The 9501-nt window shown below is 72.3% G+C and carries 9 protein-coding genes; 5 read left to right on the top strand and 4 right to left on the bottom strand.

Features of this window, described 5'->3' with window-relative positions:
* Nucleotides 1–91 precede the first annotated feature (91 nt).
* Both ACIP4P_RS40685 and ACIP4P_RS40680 read right to left on the bottom strand, forming a co-directional pair.
* Nucleotides 92–880 (bottom strand): hypothetical protein, encoded by a 789-nt coding sequence (locus tag ACIP4P_RS40685; protein WP_400928150.1) that lies wholly within the window; start codon nucleotides 878–880, stop codon nucleotides 92–94.
* 10 nt (nucleotides 881–890) lie between these two features.
* Entirely contained in the window at nucleotides 891–1685 is a 795-nt protein-coding gene (locus ACIP4P_RS40680; protein ID WP_400928147.1) for an alpha/beta hydrolase, read from the bottom strand.
* 176 nt (nucleotides 1686–1861) lie between these two features.
* On the opposite strand from ACIP4P_RS40680, the gene ACIP4P_RS40675 reads away from it, so the two are divergent.
* From ACIP4P_RS40675 to ACIP4P_RS40665, 3 genes are read left to right on the top strand one after another with little or no spacing between them, the layout of a single operon-like run.
* Nucleotides 1862–2722 carry a lysophospholipid acyltransferase family protein gene (locus ACIP4P_RS40675; protein ID WP_400928144.1) on the top strand — a complete coding sequence of 287 codons (861 nt, stop codon included), beginning with the start codon at nucleotides 1862–1864 and terminating at the stop codon, nucleotides 2720–2722.
* Between the two features lie 34 nt (nucleotides 2723–2756).
* A complete protein-coding gene (gene macS, locus ACIP4P_RS40670; protein WP_400928141.1) occupies nucleotides 2757–3995 on the top strand; it encodes a MacS family sensor histidine kinase in 1239 nt (412 codons plus the stop codon).
* Entirely contained in the window at nucleotides 3992–4687 is a 696-nt protein-coding gene (locus tag ACIP4P_RS40665) for a response regulator (RefSeq protein ID WP_400928138.1), read from the top strand. The genes macS and ACIP4P_RS40665 overlap by 4 nt, the downstream gene beginning before the upstream one ends.
* 62 nt (nucleotides 4688–4749) lie before the next feature.
* On the opposite strand, the gene ACIP4P_RS40660 is transcribed toward ACIP4P_RS40665, so the two are convergent.
* Complete coding sequence (locus ACIP4P_RS40660; protein ID WP_400928135.1) at nucleotides 4750–6684, bottom strand: anthranilate synthase family protein; 1935 nt, start codon at nucleotides 6682–6684, stop codon at nucleotides 4750–4752.
* A gap of 304 nt (nucleotides 6685–6988) precedes the next feature.
* Here ACIP4P_RS40660 and ACIP4P_RS40655 point away from each other — a divergent pair, with 304 nt between their 5' ends.
* Together ACIP4P_RS40655 and ACIP4P_RS40650 are read left to right on the top strand one after the other, a co-directional pair.
* Nucleotides 6989–8338, top strand: coding sequence for a class II 3-deoxy-7-phosphoheptulonate synthase (locus ACIP4P_RS40655; RefSeq protein ID WP_350515641.1), 1350 nt, complete (start codon nucleotides 6989–6991; stop codon nucleotides 8336–8338).
* A 182-nt stretch (nucleotides 8339–8520) separates the two neighbouring features.
* Entirely contained in the window at nucleotides 8521–8832 is a 312-nt protein-coding gene (locus tag ACIP4P_RS40650) for a bacterioferritin-associated ferredoxin (protein WP_400928131.1), read from the top strand.
* Here the strand turns inward: ACIP4P_RS40650 and bfr are convergent.
* Nucleotides 8829–9308 (bottom strand): bacterioferritin, encoded by a 480-nt coding sequence (bfr, locus tag ACIP4P_RS40645; protein ID WP_350515639.1) that lies wholly within the window; start codon nucleotides 9306–9308, stop codon nucleotides 8829–8831. The genes ACIP4P_RS40650 and bfr overlap by 4 nt on opposite strands.
* Between the last annotated feature and the right edge of the window lie 193 nt (nucleotides 9309–9501).

Raw genomic sequence — 9501 nt, 5'->3', positions numbered from 1 at the left:
CGCCGATGCTCCGCATGGACTCCCTCCTCCGCCTTGCGATGCACGCACCCCGACGCCGCGCGCTGATCCGACGCGAATTGTCAGACACGCCCTAGACCACCGCGCCGTGGTCCGGGTCCTCCGGCTCGTCCTCGTCGCGGTCCTTCATTCGGGCGACCAGGGTGACGAACCCGCCGAGGAAGGCGGTGATCCCGACCCAGGCGGGCCAACCGGCGATCTCCCGCCACACCACCGCGTCGATCAGCAGCAGCAACGGGCCGCCGAGCACCGCGAGCCAGGCGAACTTGGCGGTCACGTCGGCGGGCGGCAGCGGCGGGGGCTCCGGCGGGACGAAGTGGCCCTCGTCGGGGTCCTCGGCCAGCTCGAAGTCGCGCGGGCCGGTGTTCCCGGCCGGGAGCACCGGTCGGCCGGAGCGGGGGCGGGGCTGCGGGGCCAGGTCGGCGAGGTCGTCCGGTTCGCCCCGGCCCTCCTTGGGACCGGAGCCGTCCTTGAAACCGCCCTTGAGTTCGTTCTGCGCCCGGAGGTTCTCGACCTCGGGCCAGTTGGGGTTGGTGAGGTCGACCGGGTCGTCGAACTGGGCGACCAGCGCGGCGAAGATCGCGTCCTGCTCGGCCTGGGTGCGCTCGGGGGCGCTGCGGCGCGGGCGGGGCTCCACGGGGGTGTCCGCCTCGACGGCCTCCTCGGTGGCGCCGTCGGTGCCCGCGGGGGACGCCGCCGCGGCGCCCTGGACCGTACCGTCCTGGACCGTGCCGTCGCCGTGGACGGTGGCGTCCTGCGGCACCCCGTCCGTCCGCGCGCCGTCCGTCCGCGCCCCGTCCGTCCGCGCGCCGTCCTCGCGGGGCTTGTCGTCCCCGCCGCCCGTCGTGCTGCTCTCGTGCACTTCCGGCCCTTCAGCCATGGTGATCGTCGGATTCGGCCCTGTCGGCGCCCGCCGCGAGTGCGGGAGCCAGCCGTCGGATGAAGTCCAGGCTCGCCGCGAATATTTCCGCCGCGTCGTGGTCCAGCGTCGCGACGTGGAAGCTGCGTTGGCACAGCCGCTCGGTCACATCGGTCGAGGATATCCGGGCCAGCACCAGTTCCGAGTTGGCCGGCGAGACCACGTGGTCCTGCGGGCTGTGGAAGAGCAGCACCGGCTGGGTCACCTCGGGCAGCCGCCGCTGGACCTCCTGCCAGAGCCGGCTCAGCGACCAGGCGGCGTGCAGCGGCGTCCGGTCGTAGCCGAGCTCCCGCACGCCCGGCTTGTGGATGTCGTTCGCGATCCCGGGCACGCTCGGGACGAGGTGCCGGAGCACCGGGAGCAGCACGCCCGCGGGGGTGTCCGAGCGCACCGAGGGGTTGACCAGCACCAGCCCGGAGACCGTCGGGCCGTGCTCCGCCGCCAGCCGCAGCGCCAGCGAACCGCCCATCGACAGCGCGCAGACGAAGACCTGCTCGCACTCCTCGGCGAGGGTCAGCAGTTCGCGTTCGACCGTCGCGTACCAGTCCTCCCACCGGGTGACCTGCATGTCCTGCCAACGCGTGCCGTGCCCCGGCAGCAACGGCAGCGAGACGGTGAACCCGGCCGCGGCCAGCTCGTCGGCCCAGGGCCGCATCGACTGCGGCGACCCGGTGAAGCCGTGGCACAGCAGCACCCCGACCGGTCCGCCGCGGTGGCGGTACGGTTCGGCACCGGGCAGCAGCGGCATGGCGGACTCCTTCGCGGGCGGGTGGCGCTGGGGGAGGGGACGCTGGGAGGGGAGCTGCAGGAATCCGCATCGTCCCACGCGCCGCGCCGGGACGTACACCCCCTACGGCGGGGCCGGGCACAGTCGACCGTCGCGGGGCATTAGGATCGACCGGTCCGCATAACAGGAGGCCCGGGTTGTTCTACCGACTGATGAAGATGATCGTCGCGCCACTGCTTCGGATCTTCTTCCGGCCGTGGATCGAGGGTGAGGAGAACATCCCCACCGAAGGTGCGGCGATCATCGCGAGCAACCACCTTTCCTTCTCGGACTCGTTCTTCTTCCCCGCGCTGATCAAGCGCCGGGTGACCTTCATCGCGAAGGCCGAGTACTTCAACACGCCGGGCCTCAAGGGCCGGTTGACCGCCGCCTTCTTCAAGGGCGTCGGCCAGCTGCCGGTGGACCGCTCGGGCGTGCGCGGCGCCGGCGAGGCCGCGATCCGCAGCGCCATCGCGGTGCTGGACCGCGGCGAGCTGTTCGGCGTCTACCCCGAGGGCACCCGCTCGCCCGACGGCAAGCTCTACCGTGGCAAGGTCGGCGGCCTGGCCCGGGTCGCGCTGGCCACCGGCGCCCCGGTCATCCCGGTCGCCATGATCGACACCGAGAAGGTGCAGCCGCCCGGCCAGGTGGTCCCGAGCTTCGGCATCCGCCCCGGCATCCGGATCGGCCGCCCGCTGGACTTCTCCCGCTACCACGGCATGGAGAACGACCGCTTCATCCTCCGTTCGGTGACGGACGAGGTGATGTACGAGATCATGCGGCTCTCCGGCCAGGAGTACGTGGACATCTACGCGACCGCCGCCAAGCGGCAGATCGCCGAGGACAAGAAGAAGGCCGACGCCGAGCGCCGGGCCGCCGCCAAGGCGGAGAAGGCCGAGGCGGCGGAGGCGGCCGAGGCCGAGAAGGCTGCCGAGAGCGAGAAGGCTGCCGAGGCCGAAAAGGCCGCCGGGGCCGACGGGTCCGCGCAGCAGGAGCAGAAGGACACCGGGTCGGCCTGACCGACCCGGTCGGGTCCAGGGGAGGGGCCGGGGCATGGCGGAGGGCGCGAGAGCGAGCGGTTCGGTGGGCGGCGCGGTGGCGGCCGGCGGGATGTCCGTCGAGCTCCCGCTGTGGAAGGCGATCTCCTACTTCCGGGTGCTGGCCCTCTGCTACGCGCTGCTCCGGTACTTCAACTCCTACCTGCACTTCCTGCACCCGGTCGCGGGCTGGATCTACTTCGGCGCGCTGATCCTCTGGACGCTCGCCAGCACCCGGGCCTTCGCCAATCCGCAGCGCTGCAGCTGGTACGTGCTCGGCTTCGACCTGACCCTGGCCGTGACCGGCATCGTGATGAGCGGGATGACCGACTCCCCGGCCCGGATCAGCCACGGTGCGCCCACCCTGCCGACCATCTGGGCGGCCGGTACGGTGCTGGGCTTCGCCGCCAAGGGCGGTTGGCGTCCGGCGGCGGCGTCCGGTGCGGTGATCGGGGTCGCCAACATCCTCGGCCACGGCGGTCCGACCGGCGACAACGTGCACAACATCGTGCTGCTGCTGGTGGCCGGCTGCGCGATCGGCTACGTGATCGAACTGGCCCGGGCCAGCGAGGCGACCCTCACCCGGGCGCTCCAGGTCGAGGCGGCCACCCGGGAGCGCGAGCGGCTCTCCCGGGACATCCACGACGGCGTGCTCCAGGTGCTCGCGCTGGTCCAGCGCCGGGGCGCCGAGCTGGCCGGCGGCACCGGGAGCGGCTCCGGGGGCGGTACGGACTTCGCCGAGCTGGGCCGGCTGGCCGGGGAGCAGGAGCGCGCGCTGCGGGCGCTGATGACCGGTGGCCCGCTGCCCGCCCAGCGGCAGTCGGCGGCGGAACCGGCCGATGCGCCCGACCCCGCCGGGCCGAGCGACCTCACCGCGCTGCTGCGCCGGTACGCCGACGAGCGGATCACGCTCTCCGCCCCCGGCACCCCGGTGCTGCTGCCCGGCCCGGCGGCCGGCGAGCTGGCCGCGGCGGTCGGCGCGGCCGTCGACAACGTCCGCAGGCACGCCGGGGAGTCGGCCCGGGCCTGGATCCTGGTGGAGGACGAGCCGGAGGCCGTCACGGTCAGCATCCGCGACGACGGTCCGGGCTTCGCCCCCGGCCGGCTCGGCGAGGCGGAGCGGGCCGGGCGGCTGGGCGTCTCCCAGTCGATCCGCGGCCGGGTGCTGGACCTCGGCGGTACGGCCGAGCTGTACTCGGCGCCCGGGGAGGGCGTCGAGGTCGAACTGCGTGTCCCGAGGAAGGCCTCCCGATGACCGACCAGCCGATGACCGACCAGCCCGCCGCCGAACGGCCGGTGCGGGTGATGGTGGTCGACGACCACCCGATGTGGCGGGACGCCGTCTCGCGCGACCTGGCCGAGGCGGGTCTGGACGTGGTGGCCACGGCGGGCGACGGCGAGGAGGCGGTGCGCCGGGCCCGGGCCTGCTCGCCGCAGGTGGTGGTGCTGGACCTCAACCTGCCGAGCCTGTCCGGCGCCGAGGTGTGCCGCCAGGTGGTCGCCCAGGACCCGGCGGTGCGGGTGCTGGTGCTGTCGGCCAGCGGTGAGCACCAGGACGTGCTGGAGGCGGTGAAGTCCGGCGCGACCGGGTACCTGGTGAAGTCGGCCGGGCGGGAGGAACTGCTGGACGCGGTGCGGCGGACGGCCGTCGGCGACGCGGTGTTCACCCCGGGCCTGGCCGGACTGGTGCTCGGCGAGTTCCGCCGGCTGGCCACCGAGCCGGCCCCGGCCTCGGCGCCGGCCGTCCCGCAGCTGACCGCCCGGGAGACCGAGGTGCTGCGGCTGGTGGCCAAGGGCCTGTCGTACCGGCAGATCGCCGACCGGCTGGTGCTGTCGCACCGGACGGTGCAGAACCACGTGCAGAACACCCTGGGCAAGCTGCAGCTGCACAACCGGGTCGAGCTGGTCCGGTACGCGATCGAGCAGGGGCTGGACGAGGAGCTCTGACGACGTCGGGCGGGGCCTCGGGGAGTTGTCCCCGAGGCCCCGCCCGACTTCGTCAGAACTCCTCAGCCCCGTACGGCCGTCGCCTCCCGGAGCAGGGCAGCGACGATCTCCACGCCCTCCCGGGTGAGCACCGACTCCGGGTGGAACTGCAGGCCCGCGAAGCCGGGGCCGCGCAGCGCGTGGACGTCACCGGTGGCGGCGTCCCGGGCGACGTCGACGCCCTCGGCGGCGAGCCGGGCCGCGTCGGCGTCCGAGCAGCGCGCGGTGAAGGTGTTGTAGAAGCCGACCGTCCGCTTGGTGCCGAACAGGTCGATCTTCTCCTGGGCGCCCTGGTACGGGACGGCCTTGCGGCCCAGCGCGAGCCCGAGTTCGGCGGCGAGCAGCTGGTGGCTGAGGCAGACCGCGAGCAGCGGGGCGGTCCGGGCGCCGGAGCGGACGGCGGCCAGGGCGTCGGCGACGATCGGGCGCAGCACCGCCATCTTGGGGTCGTTGGCGAGCGCCGGGTCGCCCGGGCCGGGGCCGAGCACCAGCGGGCCGCGGTGCGCCGCGACCAGGTCGCGCAGGCCGGGCTCGTCGAAGCGGACCACGGTGACCCGGTGGCCGAGCGAGGTCAGCAGGTGGGACAGCATCGAGGTGAAGGTGTCCTCGCCGTCCACCACCAGGGTCGGCAGCGCCTCGGTGACCTGGGACGGCGCCTGCATCCGCAGCCAGAACGGCGCGAGGTCGGCCCGGCGGGCGTCGAGCGCGGCCTGCACCCGGTGGTCGTCGCCCAGCCGGGGGCCGCCGGGGTGGGGCAGCCGGGCGGGGGTGGGCCGGGCGCCGATCGCGGTGAGCACCCCGGCGGCCTTGGCGTGGGTCTCGGCGACCTCGGACTCCGGGACGGAGTGCCGCACCAGGGTGGCGCCGACCCGGACGACCAGTCGTCCGGTGGCCGGGTCGATGTCGGCGGTGCGGATGCAGATCGGCGAGTCCAGCAGCTGTCCGCCGCTGGCCGAGCGCCCGATCAGGGCGAGCGCGCCGGAGTAGTAGCCGCGTCCGGTGGGCTCGTAGCGCCGGATCACCCGGGTGGCGTTCTGCACCGGGCTGCCGGTGACGGTGGCGGCGAACATGGTCTCCCGCAGCACCTCGCGGACGTCCATCGAGGTGCGCCCGCGCAGCTCGTACTCGGTGTGGGCGAGGTGGGACATCTCCTTGAGCCGGGGGCCGAGCACCTGGCCGCCGAGGTCGCCGACGGTGCACATCATCTTGAGTTCCTCGTCGACCACCATGGTCAGTTCCTCCAGCTCCTTGGGGTCGCGGAGGAACTGCAGCAGCGAGTCGAGGTCGGAGCCGGCGGCCGGATAGCGGTAGGTGCCGGAGATCGGGTTCATCACGACGGTGCCGCCGCTCTGCCGGACGTGCACCTCGGGGGAGGCGCCGACCAGGACGCGGTCGCCGGTGTGCACCAGGAAGGTCCAGTAGGCGCCGCGCTCCTGCTCCAGCAGCCGGCGGAACAGCGCGAGGGCCAGGGCCGGCGAGTAGTCCTCCAGGGTGGCGTGGAAGTCGCGCCGGATGACGAAGTTGGCGCCCTCGCCGTTGCCGATCTCGTCCTCGATCACCCGGCGGACGATCGCCGCGTACGCCTCGTCGTCCACGTCGAAGGCGCCGCCGGACAGGCTGACCGGCAGCTGCGGCAGGGTGGCGGTGAATTCGGCCAGCGGCAGGGCGTACTGCTCGGCCACCGCGAGCGCCTGCAGCGGGGTGCCGTCGTCGTGCGCCTCGAAGCCGCGCTCACGGATCTGCCGGTACGGGACCAGCGCGAGCAGGTCGTGGACCGGCCCGGCGGTCGGGACGCCGGCCCGCACCGGCAGGTCGGCCAGGCGCTGGTAGCTGTCGACGGTGCCCAGCAGCACCTCGACGGTGTCCGGCGCGTGCCGGGGGGTGCGGCGGTGCAGCAGGGCGAAGGCGGGCGCGCCGGGGGCGGTGAGACGGGCGAGCAGCTCGGCGGTGGTGGTCACGGGTACGGCTTCCTTCCGGGGTGGGATGGCGAGGCGGTGCTGGTTCCGCTCCCGGAGGGCCGTCTGCTCGGACGCACGACGGCCGCCCCGAGGGGCGGCCGTCGTGTTCGTCTAGGAACGCGCGATCTGTGGGCCACCCAGGGGGGAGGCCCACCACCAGGAGTGGGTGTGGGGCGCGTGCATGGGGTCGAGCCTAGCGGATGGGGCCGTCCGGGTGAGGGTTGCGCGGGTTCAATGTCCGAGACGTGTCTCATCCCTCGGGCAATGGTCACGAATCACTCGCGCCACCCCGTAGCCTTGCCATGTGACCGCAACGACTGAGAACACGAGGACTGGCCACTCCTGGCAGTCCCTGCCCGCGGCGCAGCAGCCTGAGTGGCCGGACCAAGAGGCTCTGCGCAAGACCCTTGCCGAGCTCGCCTCCTATCCGCCGCTCGTCTTCGCCGGTGAGTGCGACCAGCTGCGCGCCCGGCTCGGTGCCGTGGCACGCGGGGAGGCGTTCCTCCTCCAGGGCGGCGACTGCGCCGAGGCCTTCGACGGCGTGTCGGCGGAGCACATCCGCAACAAGCTGAAGACCCTGCTGCAGATGGCCGCCGTGCTCACGTACGCGGCCTCGGTGCCGGTCGTGAAGGTCGGCCGCATCGCCGGCCAGTACTCCAAGCCGCGTTCCAAGTCCACCGAGACCCGCGACGGCGTGACCCTGCCGGTCTACCGCGGCGACTCGGTGAACGGCTTCGAGTTCACCCCCGAGTCCCGCATCCCGGACCCGGAGCGCCTGAAGCGGATGTACAACGCGTCCGCCGCGACGCTCAACCTGGTGCGCGCCTTCACCACCGGTGGTTACGCCGACCTGCGCCAGGTGCACGCCTGGAACCAGGACTTCGTGCGCAACTCGCCGGCCGGCCAGCGCTACGAGCAGCTCGCCCGGGAGATCGACAACGCCCTGGCGTTCATGAGCGCCTGCGGCGTGGAGCCGGAGGAGTTCAAGGCGGTCGAGTTCTTCTCCTCGCACGAGGCGCTGATCCTCGACTACGAGACCGCGCTGACCCGCGTGGACTCGCGCACCGGCGAGCTGTACGACGTCTCCGGCCACATGGTGTGGATCGGTGAGCGCACCCGCCAGCTGGACCACGCGCACATCGAGTTCGCCTCGAAGATCCGCAACCCGATCGGGGTCAAGCTCGGCCCGACCACCTCGGTGGACGAGGCGCTCACCCTGATCGAGAAGCTGGACCCGGAGCGCGAGCCCGGCCGGCTGACCTTCATCACCCGGATGGGTGCGGGCAAGGTCCGCGACCACCTGCCCACCCTGGTGGAGAAGGTCACCGCCTCCGGCGCCAAGCCGGTGTGGATCTGCGACCCGATGCACGGCAACACCTTCGAGGCCTCCAGCGGTCACAAGACCCGGCGGTTCGACGACGTGCTGGACGAGGTCAAGGGCTTCTTCGAGGTGCACCGCGCCCTCGGCACCCACCCGGGCGGCATCCACGTGGAGCTGACCGGCGACGACGTCACCGAGTGCGTGGGCGGCGGCGACGAGGTGCTGGTGGACGACCTGCACCAGCGCTACGAGACGGCCTGCGACCCGCGGCTCAACCGCAGCCAGTCGCTGGACCTGGCGTTCCTGGTGGCGGAGATGTACCGCGGCCAGTGATCCGACGGCGCCGATCCGACGGCGCTGATGTGACGAATGCCCCTCCGGATTCGGGTTCACCGAGTCCGGAGGGGCTTTTTCGTGCCCGTTTCGCCAGGTAAGGTGAGGCTCAGTGAACTAAGGCTAGCCTTAGTCAAGATCCACTCCGTGCCCCACCGCGCTTCACCCCGGGAGAGACCGCTATGTACGTGTGCATGTGCCATGCGGTCACCGAGGCCCAGGTGAAGACGGCGATCGACGCGGGCGCCACCACCCCGCGCGAGATAGCCAAGGGCTGCAAGGCCGGCACCGACTGCGGGTCCTGCGTCCGGCGGATCCAGGCGCTGCTCGGCGAGCACGGCGCCCGGCCCTGCCCGACCGCCCGGCTGGCCGCGAAGCTCGGCCTCGCCGACCCGGAGGTCCAGGCCGTCCCGGAGCCGGTCGGCCGGACGGCTGCCGGGCCGGTCGTGCCGATGGTGCCGGTCGCGCCGGTGGTCCCGCTGCGGGTGGCCTAGGACTCCGGCTGCTCGATCAGCTGGGCGAGGTAGAGCGCCTCGCCGAGCTTCTCGACGAGCTCCAGCTGGGTGTCGAGGTAGTCGATGTGGTGCTCCTCGTCGGCCAGGATGGACTCGAAGATGTTCGCCGAGGTGACGTCGTTCTTGGCCCGCATCACCACGATCCCGCGCTTCAGTCGGTCGATCGCCTCGACCTCGACCTGGCGGTCCGCCTCGAACATCTCCTTGACCGTCTGGCCGATCCGGACGTGGAACAGCCGCTGGTAGTTGGGCAGCCCCTCCAGGAACAGGATCCGGTCGGTGAGCGTCTCGGCGTGCTTCATCTCGTCGAACGACTCGTGCCGGGTGTACTTGGCGAGCTTCGTCCAGCCGAAGTTCTCCTGCATCTTGGCGTGCAGGAAATACTGATTGATCGCGGTGAGTTCGGCCGTGAGCTGCTCGTTGAGGAACTCGATGACCTCCGGGTCGCCCTGCATGGTGCTGCCTCCCAGCGTTCCGTCCTGCGGTGAGTCCTGCGCTGGGCATCCTGGCACCGTATCGGGAGAAAATTCCAGTAAGTTCACACTCACTAGGACATGTGTCGGAATATCCGATTTGGGCGGTAATCCGGGCGGGGCGGTCGACCGTTGGTCCGTACGGGCCGGGCGTGAACAGTGTGTGAAGGGGCGC

Source organism: Kitasatospora sp. NPDC089509 (assembly GCF_044749365.1).
In the GTDB taxonomy this organism is placed as follows: Bacteria; Actinomycetota; Actinomycetes; order Streptomycetales; family Streptomycetaceae; genus Kitasatospora.
Note: the sequence above shows the minus strand (reverse complement) of the source record. Positions and strands in the feature narration are given on the sequence as shown.